Origin of the sequence: Micromonospora sp. NPDC093277 (genome assembly GCF_044765245.1) — a bacterium.
Lineage (GTDB): Bacteria > Actinomycetota > Actinomycetes > Mycobacteriales > Micromonosporaceae > Micromonospora.
In genome coordinates this window covers 31298-52175 of sequence record NZ_JBIWJO010000020.1, presented here as the reverse complement: position 1 = coordinate 52175, position 20878 = coordinate 31298, and the positions used below count along the sequence as shown (strand labels likewise).

The 20878-nt window shown below is 67.8% G+C and carries 21 protein-coding genes; 5 read left to right on the top strand and 16 right to left on the bottom strand.

The annotated features are described in order from the left end of the window. Positions 1-284: 284 nt before the first annotated feature. The 13 genes from ACIRG9_RS29670 to ACIRG9_RS29610 all read right to left on the bottom strand — a co-directional run bounded on the left by ACIRG9_RS29670 (position 285) and on the right by ACIRG9_RS29610 (position 10326). Positions 285-1847: a hypothetical protein gene (locus tag ACIRG9_RS29670; RefSeq protein ID WP_402863151.1), complete on the bottom strand. Its 1563-nt coding sequence runs from the start codon at positions 1845-1847 to the stop codon at positions 285-287. Beyond that, on the bottom strand, positions 1844-2827 hold the full coding sequence (locus ACIRG9_RS29665) for a bifunctional DNA primase/polymerase (protein ID WP_402863148.1): 984 nt from the start codon (positions 2825-2827) through the stop codon (positions 1844-1846). The genes ACIRG9_RS29670 and ACIRG9_RS29665 overlap by 4 nt, the downstream gene beginning before the upstream one ends. A gap of 174 nt (positions 2828-3001) precedes the next feature. After that, positions 3002-4591, bottom strand: a complete 1590-nt coding sequence (locus tag ACIRG9_RS29660) for a DNA cytosine methyltransferase (protein WP_402863145.1) — start codon at positions 4589-4591, stop codon at positions 3002-3004. Continuing rightward, entirely contained in the window at positions 4588-4887 is a 300-nt protein-coding gene (locus tag ACIRG9_RS29655; RefSeq protein ID WP_402863142.1) for a DUF4326 domain-containing protein, read from the bottom strand. The genes ACIRG9_RS29660 and ACIRG9_RS29655 overlap by 4 nt, the downstream gene beginning before the upstream one ends. Next, a complete protein-coding gene (locus tag ACIRG9_RS29650) occupies positions 4884-5189 on the bottom strand; it encodes a hypothetical protein (RefSeq protein WP_402863139.1) in 306 nt (101 codons plus the stop codon). Before ACIRG9_RS29650 ends, ACIRG9_RS29655 begins: the two co-directional genes overlap by 4 nt. Continuing rightward, a complete protein-coding gene (locus tag ACIRG9_RS29645; protein WP_402863136.1) occupies positions 5186-5425 on the bottom strand; it encodes a hypothetical protein in 240 nt (79 codons plus the stop codon). Before ACIRG9_RS29645 ends, ACIRG9_RS29650 begins: the two co-directional genes overlap by 4 nt. A gap of 147 nt (positions 5426-5572) precedes the next feature. Beyond that, entirely contained in the window at positions 5573-7747 is a 2175-nt protein-coding gene (locus ACIRG9_RS29640) for a cell division protein FtsK (protein WP_402863133.1), read from the bottom strand. 106 nt (positions 7748-7853) lie between these two features. Further along, positions 7854-8078, bottom strand: coding sequence for a hypothetical protein (locus ACIRG9_RS29635; protein ID WP_402863130.1), 225 nt, complete (start codon positions 8076-8078; stop codon positions 7854-7856). 97 nt (positions 8079-8175) lie between these two features. Continuing rightward, entirely contained in the window at positions 8176-8358 is a 183-nt protein-coding gene (locus ACIRG9_RS29630) for a hypothetical protein (RefSeq protein WP_402863127.1), read from the bottom strand. 82 nt (positions 8359-8440) lie between these two features. Next, positions 8441-8911: a DUF3307 domain-containing protein gene (locus tag ACIRG9_RS29625; RefSeq protein WP_402863124.1), complete on the bottom strand. Its 471-nt coding sequence runs from the start codon at positions 8909-8911 to the stop codon at positions 8441-8443. Positions 8912-9005: 94 nt separating this feature from the next. Beyond that, positions 9006-9866 (bottom strand): ABC transporter permease, encoded by an 861-nt coding sequence (locus tag ACIRG9_RS29620; protein WP_402863121.1) that lies wholly within the window; start codon positions 9864-9866, stop codon positions 9006-9008. After that, on the bottom strand, positions 9863-10006 hold the full coding sequence (locus ACIRG9_RS29615; RefSeq protein ID WP_402863118.1) for a hypothetical protein: 144 nt from the start codon (positions 10004-10006) through the stop codon (positions 9863-9865). The genes ACIRG9_RS29620 and ACIRG9_RS29615 overlap by 4 nt, the downstream gene beginning before the upstream one ends. A gap of 71 nt (positions 10007-10077) precedes the next feature. Continuing rightward, positions 10078-10326, bottom strand: coding sequence for a DUF6284 family protein (locus ACIRG9_RS29610; RefSeq protein WP_402863115.1), 249 nt, complete (start codon positions 10324-10326; stop codon positions 10078-10080). 843 nt (positions 10327-11169) lie between these two features. Here ACIRG9_RS29610 and ACIRG9_RS29605 point away from each other — a divergent pair. From ACIRG9_RS29605 to ACIRG9_RS29595, 3 genes are read left to right on the top strand one after another with little or no spacing between them, the layout of a single operon-like run. Next, entirely contained in the window at positions 11170-12321 is a 1152-nt protein-coding gene (locus ACIRG9_RS29605) for a hypothetical protein (protein ID WP_402863112.1), read from the top strand. Positions 12322-12339: 18 nt separating this feature from the next. Beyond that, positions 12340-13233 carry a hypothetical protein gene (locus tag ACIRG9_RS29600; RefSeq protein WP_402863109.1) on the top strand — a complete coding sequence of 298 codons (894 nt, stop codon included), beginning with the start codon at positions 12340-12342 and terminating at the stop codon, positions 13231-13233. A gap of 44 nt (positions 13234-13277) precedes the next feature. After that, positions 13278-14726, top strand: a complete 1449-nt coding sequence (locus tag ACIRG9_RS29595; protein WP_402863107.1) for a HEPN domain-containing protein — start codon at positions 13278-13280, stop codon at positions 14724-14726. A 58-nt stretch (positions 14727-14784) separates the two neighbouring features. On the opposite strand, the gene ACIRG9_RS29590 is transcribed toward ACIRG9_RS29595, so the two are convergent. Then, positions 14785-15489: a hypothetical protein gene (locus ACIRG9_RS29590; protein ID WP_402863104.1), complete on the bottom strand. Its 705-nt coding sequence runs from the start codon at positions 15487-15489 to the stop codon at positions 14785-14787. Positions 15490-15782: 293 nt separating this feature from the next. Continuing rightward, positions 15783-16808, bottom strand: coding sequence for a hypothetical protein (locus tag ACIRG9_RS29585; RefSeq protein ID WP_402863101.1), 1026 nt, complete (start codon positions 16806-16808; stop codon positions 15783-15785). Positions 16809-17670: 862 nt separating this feature from the next. Here ACIRG9_RS29585 and ACIRG9_RS29580 point away from each other — a divergent pair. Then, positions 17671-18603 carry a GNAT family N-acetyltransferase gene (locus ACIRG9_RS29580; RefSeq protein WP_402863098.1) on the top strand — a complete coding sequence of 311 codons (933 nt, stop codon included), beginning with the start codon at positions 17671-17673 and terminating at the stop codon, positions 18601-18603. 568 nt (positions 18604-19171) lie between these two features. Here the strand turns inward: ACIRG9_RS29580 and ACIRG9_RS29575 are convergent. Beyond that, positions 19172-20383 (bottom strand): tyrosine-type recombinase/integrase, encoded by a 1212-nt coding sequence (locus ACIRG9_RS29575; protein WP_402863095.1) that lies wholly within the window; start codon positions 20381-20383, stop codon positions 19172-19174. 182 nt (positions 20384-20565) lie between these two features. On the opposite strand from ACIRG9_RS29575, the gene ACIRG9_RS29570 reads away from it, so the two are divergent. Further along, a complete protein-coding gene (locus tag ACIRG9_RS29570) occupies positions 20566-20856 on the top strand; it encodes a hypothetical protein (RefSeq protein ID WP_402863092.1) in 291 nt (96 codons plus the stop codon). Positions 20857-20878: the final 22 nt, after the last annotated feature.

Here is a 20878-nt window from a genome sequence, read left to right as displayed (position 1 = left end):
GGTCTGCGCGGGTCGGTGGCGGGTGGTCGGCGCTTGTTGTGGGAGGGGCTGAACCATCTCCGCATCTCCGCATCTCCGCAAACATGGCTGTGAGCTGGGCAAATGCTTGCGGAGATGCGGAGTTCCACTGAGGGGTCATCTCCGCAAGAGGTCTTCATCTCCGCAGAAGGTTGCGGAGATGCGGAGATCGATGATTCCTGATGTTCTGATCTCCGCAGGGTGTTTTCCCTGGTAGGCCGGGGTTGGTGCGGCGTTGCGGAGATGCGGAGATGGTTCAGCGGGTTTCACCCCTGGTGGCGTTCGACCCAGAACACGGCCCGGTCGCCTCGGTCGTTACGGCCGGCGCGGATGACGTGGTCACCGCGCCACCGTCCGGCCTGTCCGGTGAGGAGTCGGCCGAGTTGTAGCGGGTTGGGCAGGCGGCCGTTGTGGGTGGTGATGAACTGGCCGTCCCACGGGTCGTTGATGTCGCTGCCGAGGTTCATGGGTTCGCCGTCGCGGCGTAGGTCAGCGGCGGTCAGAGGTCGACCGCCGTGGCGCTCGTGCCAGGTGGTGAGGAACGCGCGCCAGCGCGTTTCGTCTTCATCGATCTCGCGAACGTCGGCGGCGTTGGTCAGGAATCCGTCGATGCCGTGATGCGCGAGGAACCCGCCGAGGGCTTGCGCCCACGGCGTGAACTGCCGCATCGACAACCCGGACACCTTGGGTGCTCCCTGCCGCGTCCAGTCGAGCACCAGAACCAACAGGTGCCACAGGACGGTGAGTTGGTTCGCCGGGTCGGTGATCCATTGGTCGAGGTGGGGGATGCCGAACGCCGTTTGGTCGCGTAGTTCGGGGCGGGGCATGTTCGGGTCGAGGTGGACTCGGACGGTGCGGGAGGCCATGTCTCCGCCGACTTGGAGGTTGTTGCCGGTGGCCATCCAGAGCCGGTCGTTGATGGTGGCGATGTTGCGGGATGCGCCGAGTTGCCGGTCGGACCAGACGCCGTTGGTGACGAGTTGGGCGAGTACGGCGGAGTCGATGACGGTTCCTTCGGCGAGGTTGTCCCAGATGACTACGCCGACCTGTTCGGCGAACACGGCCGTGATGGACTTGCGGAGTTCTTCGTCGGAGTAGGCCCAGTTCATGACGCGTTGGCCGTAGAGCATGCCGGGGCCGGCGGTGAGGATGGTTTTGCCGGATGAGGGCATGGTGGCGTCGATGAGCGCGAACGGGGTCAGGGATCGGGTGAAGTGCCGCAGGATCGGCGTGGCCAGCAGCGCCACGTAGTTGGCGCGGTCCGCTGCGGATGCCCAGGGGAAGTCGCGCAGGAACCGGCTGAGCAGGAACGTGCGTGCTTCGGCCACCTGCTTCGGGGTGGGTTCGTCGGGCACGGGCGGCAGGGCCACCCTGGTGGCGAGGTAGAGGCCGGTGGCGGGGTCGTAGCCGGGTTGCTGCAACAGGGTGCCGTCACGGCGCAGCACCGGGGCACCGATGATCCCGCGTAGCGGTGCCACACCCGGCCACGTCTTCCCCGCCAGCACGGATGAGAGGGTGTCGCGGGGTGGGGTGACTTCCTCCTCGTATATCTCCGGGTCGCCGGTGTCGCCCTTGCGGGTCTTCACGCGGTACACGTAGGCGTGCTCCGCGAGCAGTCCGGCCAGTCCGGCGGGGTTGACGATGCTGGCGGACACCGGGAGCGGGGAGTCTTCGTCGGCGGCAGGCGCGAGGCCACCGGACACGGCTTCCATGTGCACCAACTGACCGGCCGACACGTACGTGTCCGGCAACAGCCCCTCCACCAACGCCGTTTTGAGTGCGCGGATGGTTTCGGGGCCGGTGCCGACCTGCAACCGGGTGCCGCTCATGCCGCCCTCCCCATGGTTTTCAGGTAGCGCGGCTGCCGCACACCGACGCGCAGCCCCGACGCGATGGTGCGCGCGATCTCCCCGTGGTGCAGGCCGATCGACAGCGCGGCCGGTTCGAGGACGGCGAACACGTCGTCCTCGGTCAGTGCGCCTCCGGCGGCGAGCTGTCCGAGCGCTACCGCGCTGGCGAACAGCGTGTGGTTGCGTTCTCCTTCGGGGGCGTTGGTGAGGTGGTCGACCTGGCGGCGGATCGCGGCGGCGATGTACCGGCCGCGTCGGTCCGGTGGCAGCGTCACCGGTGCCGGCCGGTAGACCGGTCGCGCGGCCGGTGCGAGTAGCCCCGCGAGCCATCCGGGCAGCGGGGCGGGGTCGCAATCGAGGGCAACGGTGTAGGGCCGGCTGTTGACGGTGGAGCCGGCGGCTACGACGTAGCCGCCGCGCGACTTGGTGTCGACCTTCCACCCGAGCCCGCCGCGCTCCCCCACGGTGTTGCCCAGGCGTGGGCCGTTGTCGGGGTGCCGGTAGAACAGGTGGCTGCCGCCCCTCCCTGTGGTTTGGGTGTAGGTCGGGTCGACGGTGCCGTCGTGCCGTTCGGCCAGGGCGGCGAGCACGTCCACGCCGTCACGCGCTCCCGCCCACAGCGGCGGCGGCACGTCGCCGGCATGCTTAGGCACGTCCAGGTCGACCACGAGCAGACCGGACGGTCCGCAGGCGATGCCGACCCCGTAGGGGCGGGCGGCCCAGGCGCGGCGGATACGGCCCGGGTCGGTCGTGGCGCGTTCCTCCCACCCGACGTGCCGGCCGGCGGCCCGGCAGCGCGGGTCGGCGCGGTCGCAGCGTGCGGCGGTGCACCGGTTCGGGAACGCGGGCCGCTTCGCCTCGTCCTCTCCGGCGGTCGGCTGGTCGGGGCGCAGCGGGAAGACGTGCCAGCCGCGCGCCGCGTAGGCGAGCGCGGCGTTGAGCAGGTCAGCAGAGGGCACGACAGGGCCTCCGTTCTGGTGAGGGTTGCCGGTAGCGGCGGGCCGATGGCCAGCACCGGGTGGGCGCTGGCCATCGGGTGGTGAGCGCGCGAAGCGCGCCGCTTCGGGGTTGGGGTCAGGTGAAGCACGCGCCGTTGTCGCACGTGGAAGACCGGTTTCCGTACGGGCTGGCCATCAGGCGGCCTCCCACGCCGGGAGGTCGAGCTGCTGGCCGGTGATGGACTCGACGACGGCGGCGATGAGGTCCCGGGCGGCTGGTGGGGTGACGGCGTTGCCGAGTTGGCGGACCCGTTCCCGTTTGTTGCCGAGTACCTGGTAGCCGGCCTCGAAGGCCATGGCGGCCTGAATCTCGTGAGGTTCGAGCATCCGGAAGGTGCAGTCCTGCACGGCGACTGCGGCGCCGACCAGGGCGTCTCCTTCGACGGTGGTCTGTGTCGGAAGCGGCTGGTGCGTCGGGCGGAGTTTGCCGGTGTCGTAGCCGTACACGAGGTGGTCCCAGCGGATCACTGACTGCACCGACGACGCGGTCTGCGTGCGCAGCGGCTCGTCGACCGGGGTGGACATCTGCCCGGCGTCGCCGCGGGGGGTCATGTTCCGCATCACCAGGGCGTGGTGGTTGCCCGCCGCCGCGACCGTGTCGAGGGGAGCCAGGGCGGCGGGTTTGGCGATGTTGTTCGCGCGCATCGGCACCACCAGGGCGTCGTTTTCTGTGGTGGTGCGGGTCGCCATCGGCGCGGTGACCGGCGCGGCGTGTCTGCGTCGGGTGCCACCGGCCGGCACGAGCATGCCGTTGACGAGAGCGTGGTTGGAGCCGTCCGCGACGATCGTGGCCAGAGGGTCGGCTACGGCCACGGTGCGCGGCCGGTCAGAGCGCAGCAGCGTCAGGAACGGCGGCGTCGCGTGCCGCTTGAGCCCGGCCTCGATCCGCTCGACGGTTTTCGCCGCGAGGGGCCGTGTCCGGTCCCCGATCCGTTCGCCCTGCAACGTCCAGTCGATCGCCGTAGCCGCTGGCAGCACCCCGGGCATGACCTCGATGTGACAGCGCGGGGTAGGGCACCGGTAGACGTACTGCTGCCGGTAGCGGCCGTGGCGCCGGTCGGGCCGCTTCCACGCCTGCACCGCCCGGACCCGCTTGTCGCAGGCAGGGCACCACGCGAGCGGAGCCGTCCACCGCTTGAGGTCCGGGCAGCGGTTGCCCTCCAGATGACCGACGCAGTACCAGCGGTCACGGGACTGCGGGGCCGGCCCGCCCATGCCCTGGGCGAACATGCTGTTGAGGTAGACGAAGTGCAGGCAGTAGCCGGCGGCGCGCAGCGCCATCGCCCAGGCGTCGAAGTAGATCCAGTCGCGGACGTCTACCACGTTCTCGACCACGAACGCCTTGTACGGCCGGCCGCGTAGCTTCATCGCTTCCACGAACCGGCAGACGTCCCACATGGTTGCCCGGGACCGTTCGGCGGCTTCGTCGGGCAACACCTGGTCGAACAGGTCCGGCTGCCGGTCGGCGCGGCGCTTGCCCTTGGCCTGGGAGTGGTTGGTGCACTCCGGTGACGCCCACAGGATGTCGGTGGCCGGGTAGCGGCGTGGGTCGGTCTGGGAGATGTCCGCGCAGTCGTGGTCGGCGTCGGGGTGGTTGGTGTTGTGGGTCTCGACGGCGAGCCGCCAGTGATTCGCGGCCATCCGAACCCGGACCCCGGGGACTTGGATCGCGCCCGAACTCGATCCACCCGCGCCGCAGAACAGGTCAGTGATGGTCAAAGTCACGTCAGGTCCTCCGAGGTGTTGGCGACGGTCAGCAGCACGTCGGCGTGGCAGGGCTGGCCGGGCGGGCACCAGCACGCGAGGGTTTTGCCGGCAAGGTCGGCGCGGGCGGCGACGATCAGGTCGGGTTGTTCGGCGAGCCACGCCCGGTATCGGGCGACCGCCTCTGCACGGCCGGCGGGCGTCGGTGTGGTGGCGGGGAACGGGTTTCCCCAGCGGGTCGGCCGGCCGACGTAGACCACGCCCGGGGGCATGCGCCATCCGGCGGTGCGGCGCCGCTGGATTCGGTGTGGCTTCACCGCCCGGCCCGCCTTGGTCGGGGCCGAGCGGCGATGGCGGCGCGGGTGACGGTCTGCCGCAGGTCGCCGAGCAATCCGACCAACTGCCGCCGGGCCGCTACCTCGCCGGGGGCGAGGGCGATCCTGACGCGTACCTCGGCGTGCTCTCGTCCGGCGGCGGTGCGTACGCGGACGAGGACGGCGCGGGCGTGGCCGGGCAGGTCGACCACGATCTCTGGTGAGCGGTGCTCTCCGAGGTTGCAGCGGTGGTCCCGGCCGCACCAGTCGGTGTGACTGTCGCGGCCGGTGCGGCGGGTGGTCATTGGTTGCCTGCCCGGTATTCGGTGCGGATGTAGTCGATGAGGCGGCGTCCGATGCGGACTCGGATGCCGGTGCCGTCGCAGCGGCGGCAGTCGCGGCGGGTGCCGATGGCGGTGCGGTGGTAGCGGGCACCGTGGCAGCGCCGGCAGCGCCCCCACGGCGAGACAGCACAGACCGCGAGGTAACACGCTGCGTAACCGAGGGTGGCAAGGCTAGCGAGCAGGAGGATGGTGGTCACGAAACGCCTCCACGAGCCGGAATGTGGGTGCAGAGGGCTTGCGCCGCTAGGAACTAGGGCGCTGGCCAGGTATCGGATGGGTTGCTAGCGGGGGTGCTAGGTCTAGCAGGGGGTGCCGCTAGACCTAGCACCCGATCACTGTCCGGGTTAGGCGGCTTTGTCCCCGCGCCGCTTGTTACGCTCCGCCACCGTGTTGGCGATGTCGGCCCGGTCGACGCCGCGCCGGTTGGCGCCCTTGCCGGTCGTCGGGTCGGTGCCCCACACCTGCCCCGTGGTGATCCCGTACGGCTTCAGCGCGGCCGTGAGTTGGTCGCGGGTCAGGTCCCCGTACGCCTCCGGGTTCAGCTCGGCGAGGCGTTCGGTCAGGGTCTCGGCCCACACCTTCGCCTCGGTCGCGGGGACCACGGCGAGAATGTCGTCCAGCAGCGTGTCCCGCCGCGCCGCCGGGGTGGCCGGAGCCTGCCCGACCGCGTGCCCGGTCAGCGTGCCGGCCTGCTCTCGCAGGGCGCGTGCCCGGTCGGTGATCTTCTCGGCGGTCGGGCCGTCAACGTAGAACGTGCGGACGATCTGGGCGTCGTCGGCCGCGCCGACGAGGTAGCCGACGCCCTTGTCCTTCTTGGCGAACATGGTGGCCCGGATGCCGTTCTTGTAGGCGGAGGTGCCGAGGATCATGTCGTTTTCGATCTGGCCCATGACCCGCAGGCAGAACCGCGTCCCCGCGTTCGCGGACACGCCGGTCGGCAGGCTCTTGGCGTCCGGCCGCTGCGTGGCGACCACGAGGATGACCCCGAGGGCGCGGCCCAGCTTGATGACCTTCTCGGCCAGTTCCCCGGCTTCCTTGCCGAACTCCGCGTGCGAGAACAGCTCCTGCACCTCGTCCAGCGCGACGACCAACCAGTGAAGGCCCAACTTGCGGCGGCGGGCGAGTTCGGGGGTGACCTTGTTGTCGGGGCAGACCGTCTTGGGTAGGCCCTTGATGACGGCGGCGCGGCGCTGGCATTCCTTGCGCAGCTCCCGCAACGCCAACAGGCCCTGCTCGGCGGTGTCGTCGTCCTGCCCCGACGCGTACCGCGCCGAGACTTTCTCCAACGGGTCGAGTCCGCCGGTGCCCTTGAAGTCGAAGCACCACAACTCCGCGTACGGGTCCAGCGCTGCGGCGAGCATGGGGACCTGGGTGGCGGCGGTCTTGCCGTAGCCGGGAATCGACCCGATCAGCAGGTTGGTGTAGGGCATCTCGATGGAGATGACCCGACCGCGCGGGTCGGTGCCGAACGGCACCGGCCGACCCAGGTCGAACCCGCCCGTGGCCTTGAGCAGCGGCCACGGCTTCGCCGGGGTCGCGGCCATGTCCTGATCGCCCACCCACAGCAGCAGACGGCCGGGGTGCACCTCCGGCTGCCCTTCGGGCCAGACGCAGCCGAGAGGGCGGGTGAGGCCGGCGGCGAGCCGGTCACGCCGCTCGATCACGTCCCCGGCCGTGACGCCGGGGGGCAGGTCGATGTCGGCTCGCCAGCCGGGGCCGTCGCGGGTGATCGGGGCCGTGAACGCGATCGCCCGGCTGCCCTGCTTGCCGATGGCCTGGGTGATGCCGGAGATGCCCAGCACGGCCAGGGCGCGCACCACCACATCGGAGGTGAGCCGGGCCACCCTCGGGATGACCACGGCGGTGTCGAGCAGCGGCTTATCGGCCGGCTGACCGGCCAGCCCGCACAGCGTTACGAGGAGGGCCGGTACGAACCACTGCGCCCACGTGGGCGCCCACAGCATCGCCAGCCCGCCAGCCAGGGACAGGGACAGGGTGAACGTGGCGATGATGCCCCGCCACCGCACCCTGCGGTCACGCTGCCGGGACAGCTTGAGGTACAGCTCCCCGTCCTTGGTTTGGGAGGTGGACTGCCGCAGCGGCTCACCCTCCCAGTCGAACACCCACCGGGTCGCCCCGGACACCAGTCGCCACGCCCCCGCAGGGGAACGCAACGCCAACTTGCCGGCGTACTTCGGCACCCGCGCGCCGTGGTAGCCGCTGGTGTGGAGCAGGTGCCCGACCGCCCACCGTGTCGTGTCCCGCAACTCGTCACGGGAGCGCAGCCACGCGGGCAGGATCGGCCGGCGCTCGCCGGCGCGGGCGGCGTCGAGGGTGAACCGCGGGGACCGCTGCGCCTCGGGCGAGTCGACCAGCACCGGCCCGCCATCGTCGTCCGGGTCGGGGTTGCGGGCGGCGCGGGCGGCGTCCAGGTCGACCACCTCCGCGTCGGGGGTGTCGTTCAGGTCGCGTTCGGCGGCGTGCCAGTCGAAACGGTCGTCATCGTGGGGGGACGTCATGATGAGGGTTCCTCCAACTGATCCAATGCGGGTCGAGTGAGGGCCGGCGGCGCGGCGGAAGGTTGGTCGCCAGGTGCCGCGCCGCCGGTACGGGAAGGTGCCAGGTTCAGCGGCGGTGCTTGCGGTTCTGGCCGCCGATCGCGGTCGCGCCGTTGCCGATCGCGCACGCGCCGGTGGCCTTGATACGGCCGGTGGTGACGGTGCCGGCGTTGTCGGCGGTGGTGGGGTCGAAGTTGTAGTGCCCGGCGTCGCAGACGGCGAGGGTGCCGGTGCTGTCGACCGACACGCTCTTGAAGCCCTTGCCGCACTGGGTACAGGACGAGATCGCCACGGTTCCTCCATCGGTGCGGGCTGCCAGCGGGTCTGGCTGCCTCCACCCGGCACCGGGCGATGGGCCGGTGCCGGACAGGGGCGGTCAGTGGCGCAGGTCAGCGCTTGCGCATGGCCTCGTTGAGCACCCGGACCGCGTCGATAGATGCGCGCTCCAGCCGGCGGATTTCCTCCTTGCTGCGGCCGTCGAGCCTTGCCTGAATTTCCTTCTCCCGGGCCTGCTTGTGGGCCTCGTACGCGTGGTTCATCGCCTGGTAGTTCTTCCGGCTGGTCCAAGCCATCTCGGCTCTCCTTCTGCGTGCCACCAGTCGGTCTGGCGGCCACCAACGCCACCGGGCGATGAGCCGGTGACGATGGAGGCGGTCAGACCGCGCAGAACAGGGCCGCGATGAACAGGAACCCGACGTGCCAGGACTGGTCGAGGGCGTAGGCGCCGGTGCCGAGTGAGGGGTTGTCGTCGTGGCCGGGGCGGGGCGTGCCGAGGGCGTAGAAGCGGGCCGAGCCGAGCGCATCGGCGATACGGCGCAGCGGGGTGCGCCGGTCGGCGATGTAGTGCGACACCGCCGACACCGTCAGGCCGATCCCGACGCCCCACGGGTCGAGCCGGACACCGGTCGCCAGGATCAGGACGGCCAGCGCGACCAGCGCGGTCAGGGTGTAGGTGGCGACGTGCGCGGCGCACGCGACGCGGCCGAGCCATCCGGGCTGGCCCTTGCAGTCGGCCTGCCACTGGGTCTGTACCCAGTGGTCGGCGACTTGGTGGGCGACGTAGAGGGCCGCGAAGACAGCGGCGAACGTGCCGGCGTGGACGCCGGTCGGGTCTGCTGCGAACATGGGTGGTCTCTCCCCGAGGTCTGATGAGTGCTGAGGGGGTGGGCCGGCAGCGCGGCGCAGGTTGGTAGCCAGGTGGCCGCGCTGCCGGGCGGGGCTAGTCGTGGGTGCGGACCAGGTGCGCGAGTGCGGCGCCCATGCCGAGCACCGCGACCGGCAGGCAGGCGACGGCGGTGGTGATCCACCACGGGGCGGCGGTCACGCCGGCGGCTTCCAGGAGGTGGTAGGCGATCTGGCCGAGTGCGCCGACGGCGAGGGAGCCGAGGGCGGACCACTTGGCGAACCGGCGGGCTGGACCGGGCACCCGGCCGGACAGCCACACGTAGAGGGCATACGCGCCGTACGTCTCGACCCCGACCGGCAGGGTGATCGCCGAGTTGATGGAGAAGCCGTCGGCGATGCCGGGCAGCGGGTGAACGATGCCGAACCCGGTGAGTCCGCCGAGTCCGACCCACCCGGACCAGATCGCCACGAACGCCGGCAGCGCCAGCAGCACCACCGGCCACGCCACCGCCGGGCGGGACGGCTCGGCCGGCGCGGGCGGGGTGGGCGGGGTGGGCGTGTCCGGGTGACCGACCGTGGTGACCTGCTCGGCCGGCTCGGCCGGCGTGATCTCCACCGGCTCGGCGGCGGGCGGCTCGGACTCGGGTACGTCCGGCAGCGGGTCCGGGTCCGTGACGGCCGGCTCGGCGGGGTCGGTGTCTGGGTCGGCGGGAAGGATCGCGCCTCGGGCGAGGCGGGGGGTGGGAAGCTGCTCGGCCTCGATCTGCTTGGCGTGCTCGGCCTTGAGCCGGGCGAGCAGGTCGTCGGCCTTGGGCGCGCCGATGCGGAACTCCCGCATGAGCCGGTTGCGTGACGGGAACGTCTGGCCGTCGGGCAGGTCCAGATCGCGGGCGGCGGGCAACAGGGCCTCGATGGGCTGCGGGTAGCGGGTGCCGTTGACGGTGGGGGCAGTCACGACAGTTCCTCCTTGGTGTCAGAGGGGGCGTAGATCAGGCCGAACAGGGCCTGTTGCAGGTCAACCAGGTCCGAGCCTTGGCCGTCGTAGGCGTCGCCGGTCATCGCCGGGAAGCCGTGGTGTGCCAGCACCTCGGCCACGTCCCTGATGAATCCGTAGGTGAAGCGCGGGTCGTCCCCCGCCGGACGGGGGATCGGGTAGCGGCCCGCCATCAGGCGGCGCGGCGCGGGTCGGTGGTGTCGGTGGCCAGGTCGACGGCGGCGCGGGTTACGCGAGCCTCGGCCCGGCGCAACCTGCGCCAGTCCAGCTCGGTCGGACCGCCGTGGTCCTCGGCGTAGAGCATCGTGATCTCGGCGTCCAACAGGTCCAACTCGGCCGCGATCAACGGCCACTCACGGTCGATCGCGGCCAGGTCGGCGGCGGCCGGCTCGGGGATCACGGGGGCAAGGCGCTTCCTCACGGGAAACCTCCGGAGAGTCGATGAAGTGGGGGAGCGCGGCGGCGCGGACCAGGACAGCCCGCGCCGCCGACGCCATGACTAGGGGGTGAGATGCACGACCAGTGCCGTGCGGGGCGACCTTTTCGGTGGGAGGTGCGGCCCGATGTAGTTGTCAATGAACGAGTGCGCGGTGGTCCGTCGGCGCGCAGCGCCGCGAGGCGCTGCCTTCCCCGGCTTCCGCCCGGCTGGCTAGCAGGTCGAATACAATCCGACGTTGTATTCGTTGAGTGGACGCTACAGCGCGACGTTGTATTCGCGCAAGGCATGAAACTTGATCAACACAGCGTGTTGGGCGGTGGGTGGCGTACCCTCGCTGGTGATGTCTGAGACGACGGGTGAGCTACCGACTGACTGGTGGACGACTGCCGACGTACTGGCGTTCCTGAAGGCGGCGGGAGCGCCGGTAAGCCGTGCTACCTGGGCGGCCTACGTGTCTAGAGGGCAGGCCCCCGCCCCTGACCGCATGTTTGGTCGGTCGCCGGTTTGGCGGCCGGCTGCGGTCCGCGAGTGGCAGGCCTCCCGCCCCCGGCGGGGCTCGATCGAGGTCTGAACCTGCCGTGATGGCCTCGGTCCCCTTGGCGACGTCCGTTCGTTTCCATGGGTTCTAGTCAACGTGAGTAGCCGTCGACTTCCCATGAACTGCATGGCACTGGCGATGTAGGACTATGGAACTCGGACGGCAACCGCCGATTGATGTACGCCGCTAGACTCCCCGGAAACAAAGCCTGCGGGGGAGGTGGGCGCATGCATGTCGTTGCCACGTGGACGGGGCAGCGGGCACGGGCACTCCGGTTGGCGCTGCGAATGACGTTCGACGACTTCGCCGCGCACCTGGGCGTGTCCACCCGGGGCGTGACGAAATGGGAGTCGCAGCCGGACGCGGAACTGGCCATGCGTACGCAGCAGCTCCTTGACGTGGCGTTGAAGCGCGCTGACGGCGACGCGCTGGCGCGGTTCGCGCAATTCCTTCAAGAGCCTGCGCAGCCTGCCCCCGAGCCACCGGCCGAGGTGTCAGCGGCCCCCGTGCTGCCGCCGAGAACCGTCGCGCCCCGGCGAGTGACGCCGGACCTGCTCCAGTTCCTTCGCCGCTCGCTTCGCGACCACTACACGGCAGACAACCTGCTCGGCCCACGCGCGCTGCTTCCGGCCATCACGGCCCACGCCGACACCATCGAGCAGATGGCGCGCGAAACGTCCGGCCAGCCGTTGGACGATCTGTTGCGGGTGGGCGCCGGGTACGCCGAGTTTGCGGGCTGGCTTCACCAAGACGCGGGTGACGCGGAGGGGGCAACCGCGTGGTACCGACGAGCGCTGGAGTGGGCCGAGGCAGGCCAGGACGACCGGATGGCTGGCTTCGTCCTGACTCGCCGGGCCGTTCAAGCCATCAGCGCTCGCAACGGCGCCCACGCCGCCCGGCTTGCCAGCGCCGCCCAACGGGACCGAGGGCCGGAAACGTTGCGGATACGCGCCATCGCTGCTCAGACAGAGGCCCTTGGGTACGCGGTCCACGGTGACGGGGGAGAAGCGGACCGTGCCCTAGACCTGGCCGAGACGCTGCTTGACGACGGCGGCGCAGGCACGCCGTTGGAAGGCGACCCGTCCGACGGACGGTATTGCGACCTGCGGCTGTACCTGTCCATCTCCCGAGCCAAGTGCCACCTAGAACTCGGCCGCGCCTCGGCCGCGGTGTCGGCCTTCACCACGGTGCTCAACACGCTGCCACCGGACTACCATCGCGACCGTGGCCAGTACCTCTCCCGCCTCGCTCAGGCCTACGTGCTCGCAGGTAGCCCGGAGGAAGCCTGCGCGTGCGCTGAAGAGTCCTTCGCCATCGCGGTCACGACCGGGTCGTCACGCACGCTTAACGACCTACGGAATCTGCTCGGCCAACTACGCCCCTGGGCATCGTTCCCGGCCGTAGCAAAGCTGCGTGACCTGCTCACCACTGTTCCCTGACCAGAGAGGCCATCACCGTTGTTCTCGCTCGCAACCGACGCCGCGCCCGGCCGCCCCAACGAGGATTTCGTGATCGCCTCTGCCGACCTGGCGGTGGTCGTGGACGGGGCAGGTATCCCATTCGGTGGCTGCCACCACGGCGTGGCATGGTACGCGCGCCAGCTCGGCGTCCGAACCATGGCCGCGCTGGTCACCTCGCCGGACGTACCACTGGCTGATGGTTTGGCCGAGGGGATCGCCGCTGTGGCTGCGCTGCACGCTGACACCTGCGACCTGACCAACCCGGGCACACCCTGTGCGGCGGTCGGCATTCTCCGTATCGGGAGCGAGCGGGTCGACGCGCTGACACTGTCCGACGTGAGCGTGGTGGTCGACCTCGACACCGGACCGGAAGTCACATGCGACCTGTCCATTGAGGAAATCAGCGGCACCGAGCCGGCCGCTGTCGCGGGAATGCGGTTCGGTACGCCCGAACACGCCGACGCACTGGCTGCGCTGGTCGCGCGGCAGACCGCGACCCGCAACCGTCCCGATGGGTGGTGGGTGGCGGCGGCTGACCCGACCGCAGCTCAGTATGCGCGGACCGCCAGCTATCCGGCTGAGGCGATGCGGCGGGCCGCTGCGTTCTCGGATGGGGCTACGCGGCCGGTGGACCAGATGGAGATCTACGGTTGGCCGGAATACCTCGACCTGCTCGACAAGGTCGGACCGGCGGGTCTCATCGGGTACGTCCGGTCCATCGAGTTGGATGACCCGCACGGGGACCGGTACCCACGGACCAAGCGCCACGATGACGCCTCGCTGGCCCAGTTCTTGGGAGTAGGGGATGGCTGCCACCGATATCACCCGATGGCCGTTGAACTGCCTACACCTGGGACGGGTGACACCTCGGCGATACCCTCTCAGAGCTAACTTGTCGGTTGGCTCGCTTGAGGGCATCAGATACGGTCGATCACGTGTTGGGTACAGATCAGCAGAACTCGTTTGTTGGCCAATGGTGGATACCGAATGAGCCCAGCAAGGTGTCTTGGGGGAAGCTCGATATCCGCGAGCGTGTCGAGCTGGAGTTACACGAAACAATTGATGACTGGCGCGCCCTTGGGAGGGGTGACCCGTACCGACCGGCAGTCATCCATGGTGTCAGTGGAGGGTTTCATCTAACCCTCCTAGATAATGTGCAAATCAGTTTGTCTACGACGGAACGCGGTGGTGTCGGGCAGGCGCGCCGAGTGGTGGTGGCGAGTACGGTTCTAGTCGGTGATTCTCACTTGGAAACCGAAGAGGATCGCCGTTTCGACCGGGCAGCCTTCCGCCTGACCAACTTGGATCAGTGGGTCAATCGCAATGGTTACAGCGTTAGGCATTCCCCAACAGAGGCCATCGAGGTGTTGGAGGTTCCTCAGCTCAAAGCCGTGATACCCGGGGGTGCTGCTTATCTCTGGAAGAGTAAGAGTTCCACCTTCGACCCCAAGGCGGGTGCCAGCCTTTCCAGCCAAGAGACTATTGAACTGAAGTTGGCGGAGCGTCACTCGCTTGACGACATATCGTATCGCTACGTTCGTCCATTTGAGCAACTTTTGACCCTGGCTACGGGTGTCCAATGCGAAGCCCTGAATCTTCACATCGGAATCGATGACCCCGCCGCCGAATGGCTGAACAAATGGCCGGGCCGACACTATGAGGTGCGAGGGCCTAGGGCTGAGACTTTAGAATCACAGCCTGTGATCCGGCATCACATGCGGTTTGGCATGAACACCCCTGGCTTTGGCCCCAATGTAGATTTTGGCGAAATTGTGCCACGTTGGTTTTCGCTGCAAGAGAAGTTGTCATATGTTTGCGACCTTATCTTCTCATTGCGGACGAAGAGTTCCGGCTACTTGCAGCAACAGATGTTCACGATTGCGTCCGCTATTGAAGGGCTGCATCGAGGGCTAAATCCTCTACTGGAACGGAAGACGACCGAGACTCGCGCGCGGAACAAGGAGATACTCGACGCGATCGAGAGCGGGTGTCCGAACCATCGGGACTGGTTGGCAGGTATTGTGTCTACGGCACATCGTCCATCCTATGCCTTCAGGGTGAAGGAATTGCTACAACGGACCGACCATCGAATGGTCGAGATTGTCGGCGACGAGGAGGTTTGGACGCGCGAGTTGCGGAAAATGCGAGACGGCATCGGTCATGTGTTGTCCGCAGCAGAGGATGGCAAGGCCGTCCATGAAATGATTGCGATGCTCCGTTCGGCTCAGTTTCTAGCCGAACTAGTGCTGCTCCGGGAGCTAGGATTCAGCGACGCTGACTGTCAGCAGGCACTCGACCATCGGGGGGAACGTGAAAGCCGTCGCTCCCAAATGGAACGTAGCTTTCCAGCTTGGTTTTCGGGTTCGTTAGTCGCCCGGGATTGACTTCCCCTGAGGTCGGCAGGTGGAGACTGCCCGACGCTTACCCCGAGATCCGGTCCAGTTAAACACCAAGATCTCGACGTACTGCTTGCGCGAACGCCTCATCAACTCGCGCGAACTCTAAGTCATCAGCTTCGATCATCCGCAATAAAGTCGCCGCCGCCACTCGTGTTTCCTTGGTACCCAAGTAGGCCACGATCGACTCCGCCTCATCGAAATCCTGTTGTGAAGAGCGACTCTCGCTGCCGAGAGCCGATAACTCGTCAGCCAGTCGGTCCAACTCCTCATCTAGAACTTGAGATTGGTGCTTCTCCCGCTCAAGCTCCGCCTTCGCCTTTGCCAGACCATCTCTGGAGGAGGTCAACCGAGATGCAAGTTGATCCTTCCTCTCCCCACCATCTCCGCTTTCGGTTTCAAGCATCCGTGCCGCAGCAGCTATCTCTTCCTCGAATATCTTTATATTGGCTTGAATTTCACGGCCGCGAGTGCGCTCTCGTCCAATTCGGTCTGTTATTTCCTCAATCTCCTTGCGTATTTCCTCTGTTCTCTTTACCTTGCGCCGGAGATCGCGCGCGATTGCCCTGAACTTGATGTAGGCATTGCGGCGGTCCTCTAAGAAGCGAGACCGCCGTTCGTGGCGCCGTTGGACCACGCCAGTGACCATCGCCCCGGCCACTGTGAACGCGACGCCTCCAAGCGTTGCACCTGCTGGAATCGCTAGTTCCCACCACTCCGCAGCCAAGGCCGCCTCCGTGCGCTCGATCAAGCGATCAATCCGAAGTCAGGAGAAGGCTAACGCGCCTCAGGGGGATGAGCTACTGCTGGGGCTTCAGGCCGCTATGGCAGCGGTACGGGCCGCGTCCAAGGAAGACCTCGGGGCTTCGACCCGAACCCCGGCCCTCCTCACAGATCAGCCGGGCGCGGATCCTCTCGCCGGGCACCCGAAGGGCTACCAGCCTCCCCGGACGGGGCCAAGGTCGTTGTCCAGTTGGGCGCTCCACCTTGTCCCCATCGGGGGAGGCTGGACGGTCTGCGACTGCCCGACGAGGAGATCAGCTTTTAGCTCATCCCTACGTTTTCGCCTTCTTCTGGCGTCGCCGCCTCTTCGGAATCAGCTACCGGACCCTCCGAATGCAATGAAAGCACGTCGCCCAGGAGCAGGTAAGTTCCGGTGATGTAGCGGGACGCCTCAAACTTCGTGACTTCCGCGTGGGCGCCCTTGTTTCCCGCGTCGGTGAATGCCGCGAGCCTTCGACCCAGGAATTCCAGATCGGAGACAATTACATCCCTCTGCGTCTCTCCAACTGCGGGGCGGGAGAGAATCCAGTCTGCAAGGCGGTTGATGTATTTCTCATCCGTCATTTCCCGCTTGCCGACGGGCGGACCGGGTGGCCGCAATGCATCCGCTACAGCCTTGATCAAGCGCCGGCATGCTGCCGCCGCGTTGGCCCATTGTTCAGGGTTGTCAGAAGCGGCATTTTCAAAGGCTGCGGAGAGCGCCTTCACTGCACCGGGCACCAGCCGGGAGATGTCTCCGTCTACTTGTGATCTGACGACGGCGAAGGCAGACTCAACGGCAGCTCCGAACCGAAGCTCATAGTGTCTCGCCAGTGCCCACTGATGTATGGCCCCTACGACCCGATCGTGTACGCCCTTCAACTTCGCGACGTAGCTCCGTACGCCGGAACGTTCCGCCGTATTCCCACGAGGCACCGCTAAGTACTGATTGGGATTCGCCGAAGAAATGCTCACTGGGCGGTCAGCGGCGGCAGAAATCTGCGCCATGCCCGCCTCGATATCCATCGCCAGAGCACCCAACGTTGTGATCGTTGCGGTTTCTTTCCCGTCTTCGTCCTTTGTGACACGCCCGGACTTCTTGGCGGCGCTCCAACTTGATTTGTCGAGCGAGCTCCCAATGGGGTAGCCGGCTACCTCGTAACCTAGCCACTCCATGGCATCGAAGTCATCGAGGATGCGTGCGAGACGGGATGCCTTCCGTGCAATCTGCAGCGCGTCCGTCTTGCCAAGCTCAATGTCCGCCAGCAGTTCGTCGGCGAGAGCGAGTGCCTGATCACGTCGATTCACGCGCACGAGGGTAGCTGGTGGAGGCCAGCCAAAGCCGCCCCATGGAGGGGCCTGGGCGGAGGTGGAGTGGGTCGCCGACCAGCCGGAGCGCCCAGAGACCACAGGGGGATGGCTGGTCGGGCGAGTCTGCATCTAGTCCAGGCCGACACCCCGCGACTACCGGCCGCGTCCACACTGCCTGAACCGCGTGCTGCGGTCGCCAGGCTTGTCAGCGGCTGGGGACCAGGTGGGGACCACACGGTGTGCGCGATAGTGGTCGGCATGCCGTCGATTGCACGGCTTGATCTTGGCGATAGCGTGTGCGACGTGCATAGACGTGTGGCGAAGCGTCCTGGGGGTCAAGGGGTCGTCGGTTCAAATCCGGCCGTCCCGACAAGGTGAAACAGCAGGTCAGAAGGCTGGTCCGAGACATCGGGCCGGCCTTTCTGGTTTGCCGGGGACCACGCCGGTCAAGTGCGCCGTCCGGTAGCGCTCCTTGACCGCCGGTCAAGGCAGTACGGCCGGAGCCACTGTTTGCCGAATTGTTCTCTTACCTCATCAAGGCGGCCCGCAAGCGGGCCGCGCCGGCCCGGCCGGCCGCACTTGGGACGACCAGGACCATGAAGACCTCGGGGCTCCGCCCCGAACCCCGACCCTACTCAGAGATGCCGCCACGGATCACCTCGCCGGGCACCACCAGGGCTACCAGCCTCCCCGGACGGGGACAAGGTGGAGCGCCCTCCCGGACGAACGACCTTGGCCCCGTCCGGGGAGGCTGGACGGTCTACGACTGCCCGACGAGGAGATCCGCTTCTACCGTCGCCAGCACTCCACTTGCTACGCCCCTGCGGATCATGGTGCGGAGCTTCGCTAGCCTTGGCACGTGATCAACTACCGCGCTGCCGCGCCCGCAGACCTCGACCGCGTGACCTCGTGGATCGTGACCGAGCCCGTTGGGTGGATCTCCGCCGACCGTTACGTGGCCGAACTTGCCGAGGACATGTACCGGCCGGAGTGGACATGGATCGCCGAGCGCGACGGTCAGGTCGTGGGACGGGCATTGTGGTGGGGGCCGAAGGGCAGCCCGCATCCGGTCGCGCTCGACTGCCTCGACGTGGATCCTGCCGTGGGTGACCGTGCCGCCGTCGCCGCCGAGCTGATCAGGGCCGCGCTGGCCGGGTTCCCGGTGCCAGTGCAGTACGCGATCAAGGTCGCCGGTGGTTGGCGCGACGATCCGGCCACCTCGGCGGCCGTGAAGTGGCGGCGGGCGGCGGCGCATGCGGCGGGCCTTACCCGGGAGGTGGAGCGGCTGCAGTTCGAGTGGGCATCCGCCGACGGGGTGCCCCCCGCGGCCGGCAGGCTGCGGTTCGCCGAGGCCTCCGACGAGGAGTTCCTTGCGGTTTTCAGGAGAATCGCCGGGGGCAGCCTGGACGCCCAGACTCGTGCGAACCTGGCCGCCAAGGGCGTGGACGCGACCGCGCGTGAAGAGATGGACTTTTATCTCGGGGCGCCGGGCAAGCGGGAGTGGTGGCGGATCGCCTACACGCGCGAGGGCGAGGTGGCGGGCATGGCGATTCCCTCCGCGACCCCGTACAACGTGAACGTCGGCTATCTCGGTGTGGTGCCGGAGTTCCGCGGGCGCGGCTACGTGGACGAAGTGCTCGCCGAGATCACCCGCCTCCACGCGGCCAACGGGGAGTCGCGCATCACCGCCACCACCGACATGGGCAACGCGCCTATGGCGGCCGCTTTCGGTCGCGCCGGGTACCGCAACACGGAAATCCGGATCAACCTTTCCAACGACGTCCAGCCCTAGACGATCACCGCGAACGGACGACAGCGGTCGATAGCGGCTGACAGTACCGACGACTGTTCGCGACGAAGAGATCGTCAGGCGTCTGACAGCAACGCCTGACAGCAACAGCACGGAGTCGATCCGGATGTCTTCGGACGCTTGCCGTGCATGGCCCTGGGTGCCAACACTGCAACGTACGAGCTCGGACCGCCTCGCCCAGGCTACGGATCAGATGGTCAACGTCGGCCGGTCACACAGCCGTCCGTACAGCTCCACGCTTCCTACACCGCGTGCTGCGGTCGCCAAGCGTGTCGGCGCTCTGGGGACCAGGTGGGGACCACACGGTGTGCGCGATGGTGGTCGGTATGCCGTCGACTGCACGGCTTGATTTGGGGATAGCGTGTTTGACGTGCGGGAGCGCTTGGCGAAGCGTCCTGGGGGTCAAGGGGTCGTCGGTTCAAATCCGGCCGTCCCGACAAAGAAAAGCCCTGACCAGCGGGAACGCTGGTCAGGGCTTTTACTTTCTTCTATGGGGTTTTGAACCTCCCCCCGAAAACCCCCCATTTACCGGGTGCGGCAACCAGGTTTGTCATCGGTGTGCGTCGTTGTGCGCTGCTGGTGGGTGCTGTCCGTTCGGGTTGGCGCCGAGGCGCTCGAGGACGTCGGAGACGTCCGGGGCTTGGACGGGCTTGGCGATGTAGTAGGTGTCGGTGACCTCCTCGCTGGAGTGTCCAAGCTGTGCCGCGGCGCTCTTGGTGTCGGTCTCCTGTTTGATGAGGGTGGCGACGGTTTTGCGGAAGGTGTGTGGGGTGACCCAGTCGAGGTCGGTGTCGGTGCGGGCCTGGCGCCACTGACGGCGGACGTTGTTGGGGGAGAGCCAGGTGCCGCGTCGGGACGCGAAGATCGCGTCGTGGGGGTTGTCGGCGGCGACGAGTTTGCGGGCCAGGAGCATGCCGACCGCGAACCGGGGCAGCACGACCATCCGGTAGCCAGCGTCGCTCTTGGTCCAGGGTTGTCGGAAGAAGCCCTGGCCTTTGACGAAGACCAGCGTGCCGCAGATCGTCAGGGTTGGTCGTTCGGCGGCGAGGTCCAGGTCTTCCCAGCGCAGGGCGAGGATCTCACCGATGCGGGCGCCGGTGGCGAGCATGAGGTCGACGATGTCGGCCAGGTCGCCGGTGTGTCGTGGTCCGGGCTTGCCGGGGACCGGTTGCTGCCATTCGCGGATCGCCGTACGAACGGCTTGGAGGTGCTCGTCGGTGAGGGCGACGACGGTGCGGCGGGGTTTGCGTAGCCGGCCGGTGTCGCGGACGGGGTTGGTCGGGATCGCGCCGTGACGTACGGCCAGCGCGAACATCTGGCCGAGGACGACTTTGGCGCCCTTGGCCGTTGACGGGCGGTCCGTGGCGATGTCGCGTAGGAACCGGTCGAGGCGGCCGACGCTGGCCTCGCGGATGCGGAGGTTACCAAGGGCGGGCAGGATCGTGGCGCGCAGGCTGGTCTGGTATCGGTGGATGGTCTGTGGCGTGATCCGCTCCTCGGCGGTGATCTCTTCGACCCACAGTTCGGCGAGCCGGCTGATGCGGGTCTCTCGGGTGATCTCGTCGTCGTTGGGGGTGGCGCGGTCGCGGAGCTTGACCTTCAATGCTCGTTCGGCGGCCGGGCCGGTGGTGTCGGTGGCCTCGATGTCGCGGGTCTTGCCGTCGTAGTCGCGGAACCGGGCTCGTGCGCGGAACCGGTTGGGGCCGAGTTTCTCGGTGCGGATCTTGCCCCAGGTGCCGACGGGCGGTTCGGGCCGGGCCATGGCTTACCTCCCGGCGTCGGTGTTGTCGTCGAGCCAGCGTTCGACCTCGCTGCGTCGTCCCAGACCGTGGACGGGGCGACCTTCACCCCGAGGACGAGCGCGAGGAAATCGCGGTGCCACTTGAGGATGGTGTCGGGGCGCACCAGCAGCCGTAGGCCCCGCAGTGTCGGCTGGGGGAGTGGGTGCAGCAGCGCTGCCAGCAGCGCCCGGTCGGCAGGCTCGAACCGGATCTTCTGCGGGCCAAGGTGGCGCTGCAACACAGCGATCTGATGGCGCAGCGCGAGGATCTCGGCGTCCTTGTCCCGATTACTGCATGGCAGCAGCCGCAGCAGCGCGAGCGCGTTCGTGACACTGAGGTACGCCAGTCGAAGGAGCACAGGCAGCATCGTGGGGCCGTCGCCGGCAACGATGGGCGAGGAAGAGGTACTGGAACAGGCCATGATCGGCTGCCGAGGGCTGTCATCGGCCCCTGAATAGGGCGGATGACGTTCTCGG